Raw genomic sequence first — 18,809 nt, forward strand, 5'->3', positions numbered from 1 at the left:
TCAGTTCGTCACCACCGCTCGCAGGGCCAACCGGATGATCTCTTCACTGGAGAGCCCCTCACACTCCACCGCGCGAACCATGCGGCTGGCATCATTGGGTTTATACCCCAGGGCGATCAGGGCGCCGATGGCATCCGATACCGGCGTCTCCACCGCACCACCCACCGGCCGGGACGGCGGCATGGTTATGCCAGCGGCCGGTTCGATCCGATCCAGGCGATCGCGCATCTCGACAATCAACCGCTCAGCCGTCTTCTTACCGATGCCCGGCAATCGAACCAGCGCCGCGGTATCGTCACGTTGAATGCAGAGAGCAAACTCATCCGCACTCATGCCGGAGAGTATCGCCAGCGCCATCTTGGCCCCGACACCGCTCACCTTTAACAGTGTTCTGAACAGGGCACGCTCGGTATCGGTTGAGAACCCGTACAACACGTGCGCATCGTCACGGATCGCCAGATGGGTAAACAGGGTTACCTGCTCTCCCTGCAGCGGCAGTTCGTAAAAGGTAGACATAGGCGCTTCCAGCTCATAGCCGACACCACCCACGTCCACCATCAAAAACGGCGGCTGCTTATAAACCAACGCCCCCCGCAAGCGACCGATCATCGCCATCCTCCGCGCTTGGAACGGCCGATCAGCTGCAGCGTGCTATTGGCGTGGGCGTGGCTGATGGCCACCGCCAGGGCGTCCGACTGATCCGCCGTAAGCGTCTCATGCAGTTGCAGGATATGTTTTATCATGTGCTGTACCTGATCCTTGTCTGCGCTGCCTGATCCCACCACCGCCTGCTTGATCGCGCGCGGCGCATACTCAAACACGGGCAAACCGGCCATCACGCAGGCGCAAATGGCGGCGCCCCGTGCCTGACCCAATTTCAGGGCCGATGCGGCATTCTTGGCCATAAACACCTGTTCAATGGCCATTTCGGCCGGCTGATAGTGCGCCACCAGTTCCGTCAGTTGACGATAGATTTCACCCAAGCGATCCGGAAACGCCTCCTGGGCCACACGAATGCAGCCGCTCGCCACGTGGGCGCTTTTTATACCATCGCTTTCGATGATGCCGTAGCCGGTGATACGGGAGCCAGGGTCGATACCGAGGATACGGCGCTTGGTTCCCAAAGCCCCGGTTGTCGCGACACTGTGATCGGTGAGTTTGATAGGCTTTCCCGCTTGCTGAGTGTGAGGGCCGCAATAGCGACCCTCAAAAGGTTGCTCCCTATTCGATGGACGCCATGATCTCTTCCGAGATATCCGCATTGGTATACACGTCCTGCACATCATCCAGATCTTCCAGATGATCGATCATCTTCATCAACTTCTCAGCCGCATCCTGATCCAGTTCAGCCATGGTGGAGGCACTGAACGTGACCTCGGCGTTATCCGGGTTCAGCCCGCTGGCGACAATGGCGTCATTGACATCCGAGAAGGTCTCTGGCGTGGTCATGATGTCGATGGAGCCGTCATCGTTGGTGATCACATCCTCTGCACCGGCCTCCAGCGCCGCTTCCATGATGGCATCTTCATCGGCACCGGGGGCGAAACTGATAATCCCCTGCTTATTAAACATGTAAGCCACGGAACCATCGGTACCCAGATTCCCGCCATGCTTGGTAAAGGCGTGACGTACCTCCGACGCAGTACGGTTACGGTTGTCGGTCATACAGTCAACGATCACCGCGGCTCCGCCCGGACCATAGCCCTCGTAACGCAGCTCATCGTAGTTATCCGTGTCCTCACCACCGGCACCGCGCTTGACCGCCCGCTCAATCGTGTCCCGGGGGACATTGGCCCCGTTGGCCTTGTCCACCGCCAGGCGCAACCGGGGGTTGGTCTCGATTTCACCCCCTCCCGCTTTCGCCGCCACCGTGACTTCACGCAGCAACTTCGTCCAGATTTTGCCCCGCTTTTTGTCGTTGGCCGCCTTCTTATGCTTGATGTTGGCCCATTTACTATGTCCCGCCATAACACTCCTCTCAATATTCGGTCAGGCGGGAGTTTACCATCACCCGGGGCAGGCAGAAATAACAGGGAGGGATTTCTGCCACAAACTCACAGTGAAACCGTCTTTTATCATCCCTAATCCCGGCTCTATGCCGGAAATCGGCCACTGCGGAGGAAACCGGCCACATCGTTGGCTACCGCAGCGGAAAACAGCAGCCCCATATGACCGGTATCACGCAGACGCCGGTCCGACGAACCGGGCAGGACCGTTTCACTCACCATCACTGTACCGTCATTCTCTCCTTCAACACCGCCCAGCAGGCGACCGAGCCCCACCCCATGGATGCCTGCGATCACGCCCAGTTCCCGCTTGCCGCGCCAGGGCGGCGCCCCTTCTACCAATCCCCGTTCACCGGAACGACCGATCAGATAGCGTCCCCATCGGCGCACTGCCAAACGCCGGGCCACCGCACTACCCTGGACCGGCGAACCGAGCAGCACGACCCGCCCCGAGGGCTGGTCGGGATAGCGATCAAACAGATTCAGCAACACCACTCCGCCAAGACTATGGGCTACCAGATGGAGGCAGCCATAGCCGCGCCGCTGGATAAACCGCTGCAGCCGCTCCGCCCCCTCGGCCGGCGTCCGGGTGAGTGTGGGATAATGGAACCGATCCACCTGGAAACCCGCCGCCGATAAGCGGCGCCCCAACCACGCCATCTCAATACCGGTCATCCAGATCCCATGTACCAGCAAAACCCTGCTACAATCATTCTCGCTGCGTGTGGTACTCATCTCAAACCTGCATCCCTAAGTTGAACTGAAGTGGTGTCGACTGCAGTTTACCAGCAGGTATCGTCGCGCCCTATCGATTCCGTCGTACCGGCCGATCAGGCGATGACCCGCGTAAAGAACCATTGCCGAGAAGTAGACGGATATCCATGGACAAAGCATTAACTGACTGGATTGAGCGGCTCAGTCCGCTGACACTCCCGGCGATGGCGCTGACAAGACAACGGGTGATGCAGCTTCTGGACAGCCCCAACACCACCCACGCCGATCTGCAACGCATCCTCTCCCGGGATCCGGGCTTTACCCTGGCTATCTTCCGCCTGTTCAGCACTCTGCCCCAACCGCCCCGGGAGCCGGTCACTAACCTCGCCCACGCCATCGCCCTGCTCGGCATCGAACCCACGACCCAGGCGGATCGACAGCTGCCCAATCTGGAAAAGCAGTTGAAAAATGCGGCCAGAACCGCGCTTTACGATTGCTATTCCCGAGCCGGGCACGCCGCCTGGTACGCCTATCGTTGGGGCCATGACCTGCGCCTGTCCAACCCGGAAGAGATGGCCATCGCCGCTTTGCTACATGAGTTGGGCGAGATGATGCTCTGGACTCACGCCGAGCAACAGATGCAGCAGATTACCGCGCTGATCAAGCGGGGCATGAACGCCAGCACCGCAGAAGAGACCATCCTCGGTTTTAACCTGCAGCAACTCAGCCTGCAGCTGGCGCAACGCTGGAATCTCCCGCCGCTGGTTGCACTATCACTGCAGCCGGTGGGCGCCTTCCAGATGCGTTCATTGGCCGTGATGCTGGCCGCGGCACTGGCACGGGCGAGCCGCGACGGCTGGCACAGCGATCAGACCGATGAGCTGATCGGGCTGGCTGCCACACTGAATGGACTGGAACCGGATCGGGGTCGGGCCTATATACACGAATTAACCGCAGGGGTCGCAAGGAACTTGAGCGGGCTGCCACTCACCCTGACCGTTTATGCCCTGCTGGAGCGACCCAAGGCATCCCAAAAACAGGCTAAACGGCCAACCGACGCTCCCATGCCGCCCCCCATTGATGGCGATACCATCCCGATCGGGCAAACCGCTCCGACTGCGCCAGCAGCCAGCCAGAACAAGAGCCGGGCAACCGCTGCCGCCGACAATCCACTCCAGGCCGGCCTCTCCCGCCTGTTCCGGGAACTGCGCGAATCGGCAGGCGTAGAGCGGGTCATGTTCGCCATGCTCACGCCTGATCGCCAGTCGCTCAAGGCAAAGTTCATCTCCGGAGCAGATCAGGACTCCCCCCTGAGACGCTTCCATCAACCGCTGAGTGAACGACAGCTACTCGGCCTGCTGATGAAAAAGCCCCAGAGCATTTGGTTACGACCGGAAAACCGCGACCAACTGCTGGCCAGGATGAACGCTTCGCTGCAAGGCAGTTTCGATGTAAGGGGTTTCTACCTGAGTTCGCTCTACATCAACAACCGGCCGGTCGGCATTCTCTACGCCGACCACACAGATGTAACTTCCCTCAGCCCGGAAGGTTTCCAGCGTTTTAAGCGTTTGTCACAACGACTCTGCCATGAACTCTCACGGAAAAACGGGTCTAACCAGACAGCTTCCCTTCTTACCGATCGTAGGCTGGTGTAGAATTCCCGTTTTTCGCAACACATTCGGATATCCGTGAACAATCAACAGCTCAGCTATGTCATCGGCGACAGTCTTTATCTGAATATCACCGACCGCTGTACCCTGGAGTGCGCCTTTTGCCCCAAAACACAGGGCGTCCTGCAGGTACATGAATATGATCTGACCCTGGACCACCGCCCCTCCAGCGCCGAGATAATCGCCGCTATCGATGACCCGGCCGCCTACAAAGAGGTGGTCTTCTGCGGCTACGGAGAACCGACCCTGCGCCTGAAGGTGCTGCTGGAAGTGGCGAAATACATCAAAGCTCATGGCGGCCGGGTACGGGTCAATACCGATGGCCTTGCTAATCTGGCCAACAAGCGCAACGTGCTGCCGGAGATGGCAGAGTGCATCGATGCCCTCTCCATCTCCCTGAACGCGCAGAATGCCGAGGTGTACGACCGTCACTGCCAGCCGGGCTTGGCCGGCTCCTTCGAACAGATGCTCGATTTCGTCTCCGAGGCGCCCAAATATATAGCCGATGTGACCGCCACCGCGATCGATGGCCTGGAAGGTGTGGATATCGAGGCGTGCCGTGAACTGGCCGAGACACGCGGTGCCAAGTTCCGACGGCGCGTCCTGGACGTGGTCGGCTGAACGGCGCGGTGCCTCCTCCCTGATCCTATTTACATCCCGAACCGAGCAGTAACATGAGTGACAAACAACCGATACGGACCCCCACCGCCATCAATCTGCACAGCAAATCCCGTCTGCTGGCGATAGAGTTTTCCGACGGCGCCAGCTTCCGGTTACCCTGCGAATACCTGCGGGTATTTGCCAAGGCCAAGGAGGTGCGCACCCTGGAGAGCCCGGTTACCGGAAAGGAATCGGTCAATATCACCCAGATCGAGCCACAGGGACAGTATGCGATACGATTGGTCTTTGATGACGGGCACGACAGCAGCATCTACTCTTGGGACACCCTCTACGACCTGGGGGTCAACCAGGAAAAGAATTGGCAGGCCTATCAAGAGAGCCTGGCAAAGGCCGGCTACCAGCCGGGCGCAACCACCGCCAACGAAGGCCCACGCCGCATTCGCCTGCTCTACTTTACTTATCTGGTTAAACAGTTACAGAAAGAAGCCGAAGAGGTGGAGATCCCGGCGGCGGTCACCGACGTCAACACGCTGGGCGAGTGGCTACGACGACGCAATCCGGATCAGGCCCACCTGTTCCAGGAGGGGAGCTATCAGGTAACGGTGAACAAACAGTTCAGCGAGCCTTTCACCCGCATCGACAACGGCGATGAAGTGGCGCTCATCCCCACTTCGCCCAACGCCCCGGCAAAAAAATAGCGGGCCGCCTATTCGTTGTGACAGACTCCGCTTCCGCTCAGTGGTCGCTGTAAAGATTGGCGGCGATTACCATCTTCACCAGGCTGGCCAGTGAATTGGCCTCCATTTTCTCCATCACCCTGGCGCGATGCGCCTCAACCGTTTTGGCGCTGACCCCCAGGGCGCTGGCAATCTCCTTATTGGCTTTACCATTGGTGACCATCTCCATCACCTCGTGTTCGCGGGGCGTCAGCTGGGCAAGCCGGGCGGCAATCTCCGCCTTCTCCGCCTGCAGCGAGCGCTGGTCCTGATCGACCTCCAGCGCATTGCGAATGCTTTCCAGCAGCAGTTCATCGTTAAACGGCTTCTCGATGAAGTCCACCGCTCCGGCCTTCATGGCCCTGACCGACATCGGCACATCACCGTGACCGGTGATAATAATGACCGGAATACGGATATTCTGTTTGACGAAATACTCTTGTAGTTCCAGACCGCTCATCCCCGGCATGCGCACATCCAGCAACAGGCAGCCGGCCCGGCCCGGATAGTAGGATTTGATAAACTCTTCCGCTGAGGCAAAGGTTTCCACTTTCATCCCCACCGTTTCGATCAACCACTTCAACGAATTACGCATGGCGGAATCATCATCCACTACAAATACGGTGGCATTACTGTTCATCTCTGTTCCTATTGCTGGGTAACAAAATGTTAAAGCAGGTTCCGCGCTCTGCCCGCGGTTCCACGGTGATACTGCCGTTGTGATCTTCGATAATGGTGCGACTGATAACCAACCCCATCCCCATACCGCTCTCCTTGGTGGTGTAAAAGGGTTCAAACAACCTTGCCCTGTCCTCTTCCCGGATTCCGGGGCCGGTATCCAACACCCGGATCAACACCCAACCCCCATCCCGGCAGTGGGTCTGTATCACCAGGCTGCGTTCATCTTCCGGTATCTCCAGCAAGGCATCAAGGGCATTTCTTATCAGATTGAGCAGCACCTGCTCAATCTGCACCACATCGATTTTAGCGGGTAGGGCGTGAAGGCTGAACTCCTGTTCGATAACGACCCCCGCCTTGCGTGCCTCAAACTCGACGAAGCTGCATACTTCGCTTACCACATCGTTGATATCGGCGATTTTACGCACCGGCGTCTGCTTGCCCACCAGGGCACGCAACCGTTTGATGATCTCCCCGGCCCGATCCGCCTGGGCGGTGATTTGCCCCAAAGCATAAAGGATATCCTCCGACTCCCGGCCACTCGACTGCAGCCGTCGCACCGAACCGTTGGCATAATTGGCAATGGCCGAAAGCGGCTGGTTGAGCTCATGTGCCAGCCCGGTCGCCATCTCCCCCATGGTACTGAGGCGCGAAACATGAATCAGCTCCTGTTGATGCTCCCTGGCCTGTCGTTCCGCCTCCTGCTCAGCGGTAATATCGCGCCCGTAGATGTTGACATAACCCAGATCCACCACCGGGGTCAAAAGCAACGAATAGACTTGGGTCGCGCTGATCACCTGAGTCTGCCAATCGCGGCCGCTGCTCAGAATGTCGGTCACCCGGTTACGCCAATAGAGTGGCAAGGTCTGGGCCCGCTCACATCCCCAGTAGGCGAGTAACTGATCGCTGGCACCGTTGGCATAGAGGATGACCCCACGCCGGTTAACACGCAAAATCGGATTGGGGCTTTCGGAGGCGAACTTGGCGAGACTGCGGATCTCCAGCTCAATACGCCGGCGGTTGGAGATATCGTGCATATAGATGGTAAAGGCCAGGCGGTTCTTTAGCCGGATGGGTTTGATCGCCAGTTCGACCGGAAACGCCGCCCCGTCCCGTTTCACCGCGGTCAATTCATGCCGCATCTCATCCGGATGCTGATCCCGGGAACTGAGCACGTCTGCCATCAGCCGGCTGAACTCGGGCCGGCTCTCATGGTTAAAGATCAAATCGGCAAACACCTCGCCCAGCGCCTCAGTTCGCGCATAGCCAAACGTCTGTTCAGCCGTCGGGTTAAACTCTATGATCACCCCCTGCCGATCGATGGTGATGATCGAATCCAGCGCCGTCTCCATGATCGCCTGCTTGAGCATCTCCGACTCATGCATCTCAGTCTCATGCTGTTGGCGCATCTCCTCACGCGTATCCCGTACCAACTGGATGAACTGACGTATCCAGTCTTCCAGCACAAACAACTGATTACCGCGCTCCATGACCGGCTGCTTGGAACCCAGCGCCCGCTGCGAAAAACGTGAGATACGCTGCAATATCTTGTTCAGCCGCTCCGACAACAGGTAGAAGACCAGCGTAAAGACACTGACAAAGGTGAAAGCGGCCACCAACCGCTGCCGCCTCTCCAGACTAGCGACCCTATCCCGCATCGCCTCCACCACCGAATGCGGAACCAGGGTGGCAAACTGCAGATTCAGCGTCGACCCTTCATATTCGGAAAAGGATTGTGCGGTGACCAGAAAATCGTTCTCGACCTCGGACAAACGCTTCTGAGGAGGAAGCCGTGCCTGATCGCTACTGGCAAGAAACCGCTGTTCATCGGCTTCCAGAATCCCCACCAACACGCCGTTTGATGAAACCCCCTGCTGAGACGCCGCCAGGAACTGTTCATCGATTGGAGCCACCAGCATGAGAAAACCCATCTCGGTGCCGGTCGCATCCTCCGCCGTTTCGGATATCAGCAGATAGGGTCGATCACCCAGGGTGGTCAGGCTCGCCTGCACCCGGCGTTCGCTAAACAACAGTTCCGTGGTACCGGCCAGTTCAGCCGGCAAGGGACGATCGCCGAGCTGATAAATCTCCCGGGTTCGCCCATCACTATCCAGTAATAAAATATGGCTTGGCCTGACCAACGATTGCCACAGGGTCGAGCTGGGTAACCAGGGGGGCGTAGAACGGTACTGTTTGGGTTGGTCTTTATCCCCTTTGAACCAGTAGATCGGTTCCAGGTAGTTGGCCAATTGACGGTGGTTGGCCAGCAACCGGGCGGTCGAGGTATGCGCCAGCACGTAATTATCAAAGCGGATCAGGGTTTCCCGCGCTTGTTGATTGAGCCGGGTCTTCAACTCTTCGGCAAAGATACTCCTCAGCGCCTGTGGCTGTACCTGATCCAACATACCCCAAACCACCAGACCGCAAAACAGACCGATCATGACCGACATCAGCGGCATCGGAATACGCCGGGGCAACGAAAGTTTCTGGGGTCGTTTCAGGGGTAACGGCATATCGGAATGATTTCAAACCTCAAGGGGCGGGAACTTTTCCCGCCAGGCCGGGAACCAGCTTCAGCCCGTCATTATGCCTTGCTGGCCGGCCATTACAAACCGGTGGTATCGGTCGGTGCCCTGCCGCCTCCCGAACCCTTGCCAGAGAGACCACCCAACTACTGGTGCGAAATCGGCCAACGGTAGCGCTTATCGACAATTTTGATGCGTCCAGCGAGGTGATAACCGCTCCTTCAGGTTACAAATTCATGACGAGACACTGCACTGTCGCAACGTTCGAGCGACCAGTGGTTTCACACCTTTTATCAGCGGCATCCACCAGATTCGCACGGCGCTTCGACATGGCCGGGGACTTCAATAGCCACGTGATCACTAAAGGCTGTGATCGTCAAACCGGAGACTGGGCAATTGGTATGAGACTTGCGATACAGAACTCCATATGGGGTATTTTTGCATCAAGGGAGGGATGCCAGAAGTTTCAGGTAATAAGAATTGTGGTCAATCTCTCCGCTTTCGTGACAACCAACCGGCCGGTTTACCGTGCGCTTTCGCGCACACTCCTGGTCCTGTTTCTTACCGAGTGGGCCATTATGAGCCTGCTCCCAAACTTTGAATTCTATACGTCGGGCTGGCTAGAGGTGCTAACCGATGCCTCACTGCTGACCCTCTTCTCCTCACCGATCATCTACTCCTGGTCCCTGGCCCCATTGCGCGGTGATCAGGAGATTACTATCTGGGGTCTGACACCCGCCCTGAAGAGCGTGCGTGATGCTGTGGACTGGTCGGTGCATGGCCGGAGAAATGATCTATCGCTGGGTATAGTGGCGGCCATATTCGGTATCGGAATCTTCTCGATAGAAAGCGCCATCATGCTGATTTTCCAGCTAATTAATGCCACCAACATCAAGCTTCAGCCGCTATTGGACGCGACGCTCATCTGCCTGGCGGCCACCCCGCTACTCTATCTCCTGCTGCGGCAATATGCGGCTTCAGGGGAAGATGATAAACCGCTGCTGGACTCCACCATACGGCGCTTCCTGCGCCTGTTTATTCCGCTGTTTGTGTTGGTGGGTGGACTCGCGTTGTTGATGCTCGCCTCAGAGCTGGAACAACGTCGTAGTGATCAAATACAGACCAACCTGGGTCTTCTGGACCAGGTCAGCCAAGATATCAATACGCTGATACAAGAGGCAGCGGCCACACTGTTGACGCTGAGCCACCATCCACGCTTGACCGGTCTCATCGATGAGCACATGGACTTCCGGAGATTGAGCGAGTTCGGCGACCTTCTCAGTATTGGGAATCGATATTCCCGATTCTGTTACTATCGTACTAATGGCGATCCGGAATTCTGTCTTCAAGTAGATCAGCCAGAGTCCCGGCAGCTCGAGATACCACCCACCGCACTGTCCATCACTGAGTCACAGCAGCTCCAATCTGCCGACGTACAGTTGTTCTCCCCGAAAGGCCCCGCCAACCCAGGGCATAATCTCGCACTGCGCCTGGGAACTACGGTGACGGACGCGGAAGGAAACAAGCAGGGATTCCTGATGCTGGAACTGCGCGGTGCCAGCCTGGCGGGACGGCTGCTTCGACACAACAACGGACAGGCAGGAACGGTACTGTTGATTACCCCCAGCGGCACGGTCATGAGCGCACCAAACGCCGGAATTTCCGGCGCGCCCGATCTGATTGAACGGCTCACAAAAAACGCCCTTATCAGCGGCTTTTCCAACCGGATAACCCAACGGGAAAATGAGACATTCCTCTCTCACCGGGCGCTGACTCCGGTACAGCACCCTGCACTTGGCCAAACTACCCGGGGCTGGGGAATCGCTGTCTACAGCCCATCGATCTGGAGTGACCCCACGCTACACCACTTCATCTCGAACCTGATGCTTTTATTGATTTTCATCACACCACTGTTGGCCGGTGGCTGTGGCGTATTGGCGCAGGCCCAAATAGCCCGCCGCCTGGCCAACCGCAGCCTATGGAAGAAACAGAACCAATTAATGGAAACCATCCACTCCATGGAACAGGAGATGGAAGCCCGTGAAAGGGCGGAAAGGCAACTCGACCTTGCCGAAGAGGTATTCCAAAGCAGTGCGGAGGGGATTGTTGTCACCGATCCGGATGGGAACATCTGTTCGGTCAATCCTGCGTTCAGCCAGATCACCGGTTATAGCCGCGAAGAGGCCGTCGGCAACAACCTGCGCATGCTGAATTCAGGGCGTCAGGGACGCATGTTCTACCAGAACCTGTGGAGCTGCCTGACCACATCCGGGCGCTGGCAGGGAGAAATCCTGAACCGCAGGAAGGACGGCTCGATTTACCCGCAACAGAGCAGTATCACCTGTGTGCGCAATAACAGTGGCAACATCCGACATTACATCTATATCTTTAGTGATATCAGCGAGCTGCGCAATTCCGCCCATTCGTTGGAAAGAATGATGCATTATGACCATCTGACTGGTCTGCCAAATCGTTTGCTGCTGATCGACCGTTTGCGTCGCGCCTGCGTCAGATCAAAGGTGACTGAACACTCCACCGGCATACTCCACATCGATCTCTACCTGTTCAAGCGGATCAATGACACATTTGGTTTCGACGCCGGCGATGAGGTGATCAAACAACTGAGCCAGCGATTGGAGTCGATTCAGCCCCCGGAAAGTAGCCTTGCACGTCTCAGGGATGATGAGTTTGTTCTGGTACTGGACCAGGTCCGTGGAAGTGAAGATTTGAAACGTTTCTGTGAAAAAATCATTTCGACGATCAGCGAAACATTGACCATTCAGGGTCAGAAAATGAAGCTGGCATCGAACATTGGCATAACCCTGTTCCCGAAGGACAACAGCAGTGAATCGGAGCTGATCAACAATGCCGGTACCGCGCTGATCAAGGCGAAAAAACGCGGGCCAAACCAATATGAATTTTTTACCGAGGAGATGAGCCACGATTCTTCACGGCAATTAGCCATGGAGAACAATCTCAGGCGCGCCATCGAGGAGCGTGAGTTCGTCCTCCATTACCAGCCCCAGGTTTCGGTACTCGATGGCACAATCGTTGGTGCCGAAGTGCTGCTGAGATGGCGTGACAGTGTCAGCGGACGCACGATAAGTCCGGGTGAGTTTATTCCATTCGCCGAGCAGAGCGGACTGATCATTCCCCTCGGCGAGTGGATACTGAAAACCGCCTGTGCACAGATCGCGGCCTGGGAAAAACAGGGGTTTCGAGACCTGCGCATCGCGGTGAACTTATCTCCGATCCAGTTCCGGAACGGCAATATCGTCAAGACGGTACGAGACTGCCTGGAGGCCACTGGCATCAATCCCCGGCATTTGGATATCGAACTCACCGAAGGCGCTATTATGGATGAGGCATTCAATGCCTCACAGCGTGTTTCCGAGTTGAATGATCTTGGCGTGGTGCTGTCGATTGATGATTTTGGTACCGGTTACTCATCGCTCTCCTATCTCAAGCGGTTCCCCATCCACATGCTGAAGATCGACCGCTCTTTCATCCAGTCGATCCAGCGGGATCATGCGGATCTAGCCATTACTGAATCGATCAACCAGTTAGGCAAGAATCTCGGAAAACTGGTCATCGCCGAGGGAGTGGAGAACTGGGGGCAGTTCGAAATGCTCAGAACGCTCGGTTGCGACATGATCCAGGGTTTTCTGTTCAGCAAACCCTTGCCCGTGGACGAACTGACTGAACTGCTGGAACGCAGTGCGCAAAACCGCTTGAGCTGGACAAACCGGATCTGTTGGCGACAGTCCTATCCGGGTCTAGATGCGCAGCCAAGTGCGATGCGATAGAACCACCAAAGTTATCGGGAGACAATAACCACCGCTTGCATCGGCGGCAGCGGGTAACGATGCTACGCCCGGTAGCAGACAACCCGATTCCTGCCAGCGGATTTGGCGCGATAAAGTGCCGCATCGGCGCATATGAGCAAATCATCCTGGGCACACGCATGAGCAGGATAGAGTCCAACACCCATGGATACGGTCAGGGCTGGCAATTCACTCACCCCCACTCCAAACTCTCCTTGCGCAATCTCGTAGCAGAGACTCTCCGCCCGCCGCACCAAGTCATCCAGGCCCACCCCAGGTAGGATCAAGACAAACTCTTCCCCGCCAAAGCGGCAGGCAACGTCATCACCACGAATGCGCTGTTTCAGAAAAACACCCAGGCACTGAAGAACCCGATCACCGGTCTCGTGGCCATGCTGATCATTAATCCGTTTGAAGTGATCGATATCGAGAATCACCAGCCCCACGGTGGAGGCTTCGCGATCTGCACGCAGGATTTCGCGGTCGAGCGTCGCATTCATATAGCGTCGATTATACAGTCCGGTCAGGGAATCCTGCACCGCCTGTTGACGCAGGTTTTCCTGAAGCCGAAGATTCGCCAAGGCCAGGGAGATATGTTCACCGGCGGTGTAGATCAACTGGAGCCGGGCCTGAAAACCCAGGTCACTATTACGTTCCCGATCAAAGCACTGCAGTGACAGCCGCCCGAAACAGCTGTCATTCGCCAGCAACGGTATGCATACGGAATCACATTCCGGAGTGCCTTGCAGATGATGACAGCAGGGTAGATTCCCGCCACTGCGGTAGAGAACTGCCTCACCGGTCCGGATTGCCTGGCAATCGGTGGCTATCTCCTGCAACACCGGCTGGTGGGAGAGCCCCCCCCAGGTAATGGACAATTCCGGCTGAATCGTTTCATCGGCGTGTAACTGGAGAAATCCGTTGGCGTGGGGAAGCAAGCGTCCGAGAGAGTAACTGATGACATCCAGACTCTCTTCCAGCGACGCGCATCCTTGCAGCATTTCCCCCATCTTATTGAGTACACGCAACTCCCTATTGTTCTCTTCCAACAGCGTCAGACTCTGCCCCAGACGTTGATTCGATCGTTTCAGTTCGAGGGTCCGCTCCACCACCCGCTGTTCCAGTTGCTCATTCAGTTCGTGTAGATCCCGCTCCACCTTGCGGCGGGTCTCGACTTCCCGCTCAAGCAAGCCGTGGATACGTTTGATATCCCGGATGGTATTGTTTTTCGCCTGAAGAACCAGCAGCAGATCAATCACAGAATCATGGATGGCGAAATCCTTCAATGAGAGTCCCCAGCGGGTAATATCACTCATCTCCCGCACCACGGGGGCGCCAAGAAACAGCAGCAGTTCAGACTCATCATCGGCGCGGAGCAGCATCTGGCCGCGCAGTAGCTTTTCGGTATCAAGTATCCTGATGAAAAAAGTAGTAAACAACTGCTCCATGATCCGATCGAAATCGAATCCGATAGACGGTGTCACCAGTTCAAACAACTTTTCGAAATCACTGCCCAGCTTCAGCATACTGCAAAACTTCACCAGACTGGGGCCAGCGGAGCAGATCTTTCCCTGCCGATCAAATGCCAGGAAAAACGGAAATACGGAGGACAACGAGCGATAGGGTAGGGAAAACTCACGCCACTGTCTGTCAAGTTTGAGCATGGGCATCTACGTACCTGAATGCGCAATAATTATGTATCAATCGTCCTCATGTCTACTGTATTCAACCTGAAAACAATCATGATCAAGACCCTCTGTCTTGCCTTCGAGATAGGTGAGGGAAACCGCGGTTGCGAAACGCCTACCCAATCCACGAAACAATCCAATGATCATCGGTTGCATCCCATCCCGTTGCGAATAGTAATGCAACACAAAGCGTCCCTCCTGCGCGTCACTGATCGAGAACCCGGGCGCCTGAAGCTCCGGCATCATCTGTGCGACACGGGTATGCAGACTATTCAGGTTCTTTACAAAAGTGACAAAGTCTCCACCCGCCATCGCAAACAATTCCTGGTAGTTCTTGGCGACGTAATCAATCCAGTACTCTCCAAAGTTCTGCAACACTACATCGGATTCGCAGCCTTGCAGTTTACATAGCGATTCTATAAGGCTAAAGGTCAGCTCATCAGGGTATTGCCCCATGGTGAGAAACAGCTCATCCGCTCCCGTCAGGGCACAGATATCACCCCAGGTCTCCACTCCAAACCGCTCCACAACCATGTCACGAATCGCCTGATTGACTAAACCGTACATATGTTCACTCCCGTTGGGCAACACGCCGCCGTATCCGGATCCAATCCAGTTATTGAGAAATGGTGCACATGGATTCTCAATTCCAGGATAACCCCGGGGTGGAAGGGATCCACTCAGACCGAAGCATTAAAACGATCAATGAGTGTAAAAGTCTCCGGGGAGTGGGATGATTTTCTCCCCTGCGGCCTTTTCACAAACTGCCGACGATATTTAAGGATATGCTGTGAGAGTTCCCGGTCATCATCGTCGAGGTGGTTGATAAACCAGCTCCTGAGGGAGCGCAATACCCCAAGATCAAAATGCTCTCGCTCACAACGAACTTCTCGCAAGAAGTGCCGAAACACTTCAAGCAGCCGATAGTGCTCCATAAGATGCTCTTTTTCATTGGGATATCCCGTTTCCACCATCAACTCCTCTTCCTTGTGGAGGTGTTCCCAAAGCTCAAAAAAGAGATGCTCGGAAATTCGCGTCAGCGACGTCCGGTGGGTCAGGCGCCCATGGTGATCCCGACAAAGGCAAAACAGCCTGTCCAGCTTGGCGGCAATGGACTGATGGGCCTCATCCATTTCCACAACACCCAGGTTCCAGTTCTTGTTCCAATTCAGGCGACCTTTCATGATTGACACTCCAAAGGTTTTATGTCCAATCCGGAGCAAGATGCAGGCCAGTTAGCTATCATCCATTCAGCTAAAAAAAAACGCCGGGGCGTGGAATAAAAGGGCAACGGCAGATGTTTGCCATAGTGTGGTACAGATTAACTATTCGAAAGGAGAACCAAATGAAAATCCGTTACCTGTTATCCGTTATCGCGCTGCTGGCCAGCGCACCTGCATTGGCGTTTCACTGCCCGAAGGACATCAAACAGATCGACCAAGCCTTGATGCAGGAGCACGGCCTGACCGATGAACAAGTGTCACAAGTACGCCAGCTTCGGGATAAGGGTGAAAAACTGCACCGGTCTGGCCAGCACCAGCAGTCGGTCGATACCCTGGCCCAGGCCCTGGCCCTGCTCGGGAAGAAGTAGGTATGTCCGCCGACACGCGCATTGGAGATGTCTTGGATTCCCCTGCCGCCGTGGCTCGGCGCCTGCGGCAGCCTTGTACGGACCGCGTGGATCAACCGATGACGTGATTTGGCGGCAACCGCCGTCGACCCACAATATCAGCCACCAATAGCTGAATCCTGATCGGCCGCTGCCCCCACGGGTAACTGCTGCGCCAACCGTCGAATCTGTTGGCGCAGCCGTATCCGGTCAAGCGGATACTCCTGCTTATTCATGAGCGGGACCAGTCCGGACCAGATTGTTTCCATCCGCTGCCGCTCACTGTTTCGCCACGACGCCAGTCTATCGAGGATCTGATGGGCGTCACGCTCAATCGTGTGGGCGCGCAGGTCAAGATCTCGGGTGAAACGTAACCCCCGCTCCAGTTCCCGGGTTACGGAATCTACATGCCCCCGCCACAGATGATCTGCCACAAATAGCGCCAGCAGATTGGTGACTGTCATCCCCGCCAACACATAGCCCACCTGGGTAAAGAGGTCAACGTAGAGGCCGTCTGCCGCCCTATGCACCGAATAAAGTTGCTGCTCCAGCCGTTGATCAAACACCAGGTAGAGATAACCGGTTCCCAACAGGGTGATGACAATCTCCAGCAGCACCAGCGCGGCAATCAACCAGAACTGGATCCGGTAATCGACGTACTTGATACGGCGCTGTTCGTAGTTCTTTACTGTGCGCATGCGGCACATCCCTGGGCCGCACCCTGAGGAGCGGTCTCCGGTCGTGGAAATTGTCTGTTCTGCCAATTTTTCATAAATCGTGACACTCGAAACAGAGCCTGCCGGACTCCACAATCAGCTTTCCATGGGATTCGCTATAGCCGAGATGGCAGGAGACGCAGGCCAGCTTGCCCCGAGGCAACAATAACTCAACGGGCAACAGGTTTCCGGGACGATACCCCCCGAACCGCTCGGCCCGTTGATAGGAGACACCCACCGGGTGATTGACCGAACTGCCCATGTGACGGGCCACATTGCGGGTCAACCTGACACTCAGTCCGGGCAGTGATGCCTGCTCGGCATGGCACTCCATGCATTTGAGGGAATAGGCATCCAGCTCTACCCCGGAAGGTTGATCCGATGCGAAATGCCCCGAGTCGAGCAGCGATTCGGCGCCGTCCTTCATCCGATCGAAAAAGGCCTGAACATGACAGGAGAGACAAAAATTACGGCCGGTCTCGCGGCTTCGCAAGCGGTTGCGGGGTTCTTCATGGACCGCATGGCAACTGCTGCAGGTAAGGTCCCCTTTCCAATCGAGGGGAAATCCCGTCGGTAGCTCCCGGCTTACTGGAAAACCACTGGGATGACTGACCCGCATGGCCGACTCATGGCACTCCACACAGAGCTCTTCCTGGCTGCGGATCAATTGAGCGGCATTTCGTTTGTTCACCGCGACGCCGGCAAGATGACACCCCCCGCAATCGGCCTTTTCCGGATGCGGCAGCCCCCGCTCACCGGTACCGACATGCGCCACCAGAACCAAACCGGCCCCCACCAACAGCGAGACCAGAACCGCGACGACCCTACCTGGCTTCATCCCTGATTCGCCCAAGTTATGTTTTGTTTTTTAGTAATGCACATCGCCATGCAGCCTGTGCAGTTGCTCCCGGTACTGCCGCAGGACCTCGTCTGGCTCCATCGTACCGTCGGCCAGATGTCTATCCATTGCCATGAGTTGCCGACCCAACTCTTGGTAATGTTCGTTAAGCGCCGCCACCGACTCCGCTAACAGTCGTCCAGAGGTTTGCAATTGATCTTCCCGGCGTATCGGCACGGGCCGCTCCAAATTGCTATGTTCCAGTTCCTGTTCCAGATTACGGGTGAACCGGTAGAGTGGTCCGGCTATGCGAAAACTACTGTAGAGGGCGATCAACCAGGTTACAAAGGCGGAAACTGTCAACAGGAAGAGACCGGCGGCCAGCACCAGCGGCATCAGTCGTTCCTGACTGATCTGCAATCGGCTCAGCGACTGCAGATAGCCCTGCTGTTCGGTCTGTCCAACCGCCAGCACGACAGACACCATAACCAGCGCACCGAGAATGGTTAACAACGCGGCAATACGCAACACGATCTTCAGATGGAACAGCGAGCCAGACGTCACACAAACTCCCGGTCTAAGATCAATCCTGACAGGCTCATCCCTTTCTAAAAATTAGGAACGAGTCTCAAATTCAGGAATCCATGTTATGAAACTTCAGCGAATGTAGACTCCTCGGAGAGTGACTGACGCCCCTCCATGTGCCGGCTGTCAAACAGACCGTGTTTTTTTAGAAAATCGACAAACTCGCGGTCACTTTCGGTCACATGGGTTACTAGCCAGCCCTTTAGCGCCATCAGCACTTCCAGACTGATGCCATTGCCTCCGGACTTGATCTCCTTGATGTAATATTTGAGTTCGGCAAGCAACATACTGTGTTCGCGCACGTGACTAAGAAACCCGGGATAGTTAAGGAACTCCATCCACTCTTCCTCATCCCGAAAGTGAACCTTGGCCTGTTCCAGAAGACAATCGCAATAGTCCGCCATCCGCTCAGGGGGGAGTGACGCTCCCTCATCGGTATACTGCTGGAACAGACCGGCCAGCCCGTGGGCCAATTGCAGATGGGCATCGTCCATCCAACCGACGCCTATATTCCAGCTCTCGTTCCAATCAAATAGGTTTCGCATTATCCCCCCCCACTATATTTTGTAATAACCTTCGCAATTTGCGGGCCAAATCAATCAGGTATTATCCCTCTTCC

17 protein-coding genes and 1 pseudogene are annotated in these 18,809 nt (G+C 56.2%); 5 read left to right on the plus strand and 13 right to left on the minus strand.

Going from position 1 to position 18,809, the window contains the following annotated elements; all coding sequences use genetic code 11:
- The 4 genes from ruvA to ACQY5R_RS05745 all read right to left on the minus strand — a co-directional run bounded on the left by ruvA (position 1) and on the right by ACQY5R_RS05745 (position 2,741).
- Positions 1-609 carry a Holliday junction branch migration protein RuvA gene (gene ruvA / locus ACQY5R_RS05730; RefSeq protein WP_428605646.1) on the minus strand — a complete coding sequence of 203 codons (609 nt, stop codon included), beginning with the start codon at positions 607-609 and terminating at the stop codon, positions 1-3.
- Positions 606-1,124 carry a crossover junction endodeoxyribonuclease RuvC gene (gene ruvC / locus ACQY5R_RS05735; RefSeq protein WP_428605649.1) on the minus strand — a complete coding sequence of 173 codons (519 nt, stop codon included), beginning with the start codon at positions 1,122-1,124 and terminating at the stop codon, positions 606-608. The genes ruvA and ruvC overlap by 4 nt, the downstream gene beginning before the upstream one ends.
- A 97-nt stretch (positions 1,125-1,221) precedes the next feature.
- Complete coding sequence (locus tag ACQY5R_RS05740) at positions 1,222-1,968, minus strand: YebC/PmpR family DNA-binding transcriptional regulator (protein WP_428605652.1); 747 nt, start codon at positions 1,966-1,968, stop codon at positions 1,222-1,224.
- A gap of 125 nt (positions 1,969-2,093) precedes the next feature.
- Complete coding sequence (locus ACQY5R_RS05745) at positions 2,094-2,741, minus strand: esterase/lipase family protein (RefSeq protein ID WP_428605655.1); 648 nt, start codon at positions 2,739-2,741, stop codon at positions 2,094-2,096.
- Positions 2,742-2,887: 146 nt separating this feature from the next.
- Between ACQY5R_RS05745 and ACQY5R_RS05750 the strand changes: the two genes are divergently transcribed.
- From ACQY5R_RS05750 to ACQY5R_RS05760, 3 genes and pseudogenes are all read left to right on the plus strand, one after another.
- Entirely contained in the window at positions 2,888-4,375 is a 1,488-nt protein-coding gene (locus ACQY5R_RS05750) for an HDOD domain-containing protein (protein WP_428605658.1), read from the plus strand.
- Positions 4,376-4,408: 33 nt separating this feature from the next.
- Positions 4,409-5,011: a TatD family nuclease-associated radical SAM protein gene (locus ACQY5R_RS05755; RefSeq protein ID WP_428605661.1), complete on the plus strand. Its 603-nt coding sequence runs from the start codon at positions 4,409-4,411 to the stop codon at positions 5,009-5,011.
- A 53-nt stretch (positions 5,012-5,064) separates the two neighbouring features.
- Positions 5,065-5,412: pseudogene (locus ACQY5R_RS05760) on the plus strand (gamma-butyrobetaine hydroxylase-like domain-containing protein); the annotation flags it as partial.
- 334 nt (positions 5,413-5,746) lie between these two features.
- Here the strand turns inward: ACQY5R_RS05760 and ACQY5R_RS05765 are convergent.
- Together ACQY5R_RS05765 and ACQY5R_RS05770 are read right to left on the minus strand one after the other, a co-directional pair.
- The gene (locus ACQY5R_RS05765) at positions 5,747-6,367 is read right to left on the minus strand and encodes a response regulator transcription factor (protein WP_428605664.1); all 621 of its coding nucleotides are present in this window, start codon (positions 6,365-6,367) and stop codon (positions 5,747-5,749) included.
- Positions 6,357-8,918, minus strand: a complete 2,562-nt coding sequence (locus ACQY5R_RS05770; RefSeq protein WP_428605667.1) for a PAS domain-containing sensor histidine kinase — start codon at positions 8,916-8,918, stop codon at positions 6,357-6,359. Before ACQY5R_RS05770 ends, ACQY5R_RS05765 begins: the two co-directional genes overlap by 11 nt.
- A gap of 413 nt (positions 8,919-9,331) precedes the next feature.
- On the opposite strand from ACQY5R_RS05770, the gene ACQY5R_RS05775 reads away from it, so the two are divergent.
- Complete coding sequence (locus ACQY5R_RS05775) at positions 9,332-12,736, plus strand: bifunctional diguanylate cyclase/phosphodiesterase (RefSeq protein ID WP_428605670.1); 3,405 nt, start codon at positions 9,332-9,334, stop codon at positions 12,734-12,736.
- Between the two features lie 62 nt (positions 12,737-12,798).
- On the opposite strand, the gene ACQY5R_RS05780 is transcribed toward ACQY5R_RS05775, so the two are convergent.
- From ACQY5R_RS05780 to ACQY5R_RS05790, 3 genes are all read right to left on the minus strand, one after another.
- A complete protein-coding gene (locus ACQY5R_RS05780; protein WP_428605673.1) occupies positions 12,799-14,418 on the minus strand; it encodes a diguanylate cyclase in 1,620 nt (539 codons plus the stop codon).
- 36 nt (positions 14,419-14,454) lie between these two features.
- Positions 14,455-15,009, minus strand: a complete 555-nt coding sequence (locus ACQY5R_RS05785) for a heme NO-binding domain-containing protein (RefSeq protein ID WP_428605676.1) — start codon at positions 15,007-15,009, stop codon at positions 14,455-14,457.
- Between the two features lie 113 nt (positions 15,010-15,122).
- Complete coding sequence (locus tag ACQY5R_RS05790) at positions 15,123-15,626, minus strand: bacteriohemerythrin (protein ID WP_428605679.1); 504 nt, start codon at positions 15,624-15,626, stop codon at positions 15,123-15,125.
- A 161-nt stretch (positions 15,627-15,787) separates the two neighbouring features.
- Between ACQY5R_RS05790 and ACQY5R_RS05795 the strand changes: the two genes are divergently transcribed.
- Complete coding sequence (locus tag ACQY5R_RS05795; protein WP_428605682.1) at positions 15,788-16,033, plus strand: hypothetical protein; 246 nt, start codon at positions 15,788-15,790, stop codon at positions 16,031-16,033.
- A 137-nt stretch (positions 16,034-16,170) separates the two neighbouring features.
- Here ACQY5R_RS05795 and ACQY5R_RS05800 read toward each other — a convergent pair whose 3' ends face one another.
- The 4 genes from ACQY5R_RS05800 to ACQY5R_RS05815 form a co-directional block, all read right to left on the minus strand.
- Entirely contained in the window at positions 16,171-16,749 is a 579-nt protein-coding gene (locus tag ACQY5R_RS05800; protein ID WP_428605683.1) for a hypothetical protein, read from the minus strand.
- A gap of 70 nt (positions 16,750-16,819) precedes the next feature.
- Positions 16,820-17,605: a cytochrome c3 family protein gene (locus tag ACQY5R_RS05805; RefSeq protein ID WP_428605686.1), complete on the minus strand. Its 786-nt coding sequence runs from the start codon at positions 17,603-17,605 to the stop codon at positions 16,820-16,822.
- A gap of 30 nt (positions 17,606-17,635) precedes the next feature.
- Positions 17,636-18,169 carry a hypothetical protein gene (locus ACQY5R_RS05810; protein ID WP_428605689.1) on the minus strand — a complete coding sequence of 178 codons (534 nt, stop codon included), beginning with the start codon at positions 18,167-18,169 and terminating at the stop codon, positions 17,636-17,638.
- Between the two features lie 83 nt (positions 18,170-18,252).
- The gene (locus tag ACQY5R_RS05815) at positions 18,253-18,735 is read right to left on the minus strand and encodes a bacteriohemerythrin (RefSeq protein ID WP_428605691.1); all 483 of its coding nucleotides are present in this window, start codon (positions 18,733-18,735) and stop codon (positions 18,253-18,255) included.
- Positions 18,736-18,809: the final 74 nt, after the last annotated feature.

It is taken from the genome of Sedimenticola sp. (assembly GCF_050289425.1).
Classification (GTDB): domain Bacteria; phylum Pseudomonadota; class Gammaproteobacteria; order Chromatiales; family Chromatiaceae; genus Sedimenticola.